Consider the following 544-nt stretch of genomic DNA (forward strand, 5'->3'; position numbering starts at 1 on the left):
CGATCTCGCCGCCCTTGGTCCCGAACGAGATCGTCGAGATGGGCACGCCCTCGTCCTTGGCCAGCCGCGCCGCGGTGTAGACGCCGTCGTGCGGATCGCCGGGATTGGAGGGCTTGTTCTCGGCGCCGTCGGATTCCAGCACGATCCGCGCCGGCGGCGGGCCGTCGCCGCCACCCATCACCGAGCCAACCGTCGCGATCGCCTGCAGCGCGGTGAACAGGCCTTCTCCCGTCGCGGTTTTCGGGGCCGGCTGCAGGCTGTCGATGCCCGCTTTCACCGCGCCGCGGTTGGTCGTCGGCGGAACCAGCAGCGTGGCGTTGGCCGCGAACTCCACCAGCCCCAGGTTGATCGCCGGGGTCAGCTGGTCGGCGAATTGCTTGCCGGCCTCCTTGGCGGCGGCGAGGCGGTTGGGTGGCACATCGTTGGAGGCCATCGACTCCGACACGTCGATCACCAGCATCACGACCGCGCGGTTGAGCGGAATCCGCACGTCCGACGTCGGCCCGGCCATCGCGGTGGTCAGCAACACCAGCGAGGCGGCGAG

General features: G+C 70.4%; 1 protein-coding gene. It reads right to left on the bottom strand.

Annotated elements, in window-relative coordinates; translation table 11 throughout:
• Window positions 1-544 (bottom strand): VWA domain-containing protein (locus A5688_RS04970; RefSeq protein WP_120312475.1); only part of this gene is annotated, 544 nt, incomplete at both ends.

The organism is Mycobacterium mantenii (assembly GCF_001667865.1).
Taxonomy (GTDB): domain Bacteria; phylum Actinomycetota; class Actinomycetes; order Mycobacteriales; family Mycobacteriaceae; genus Mycobacterium; species Mycobacterium mantenii_A.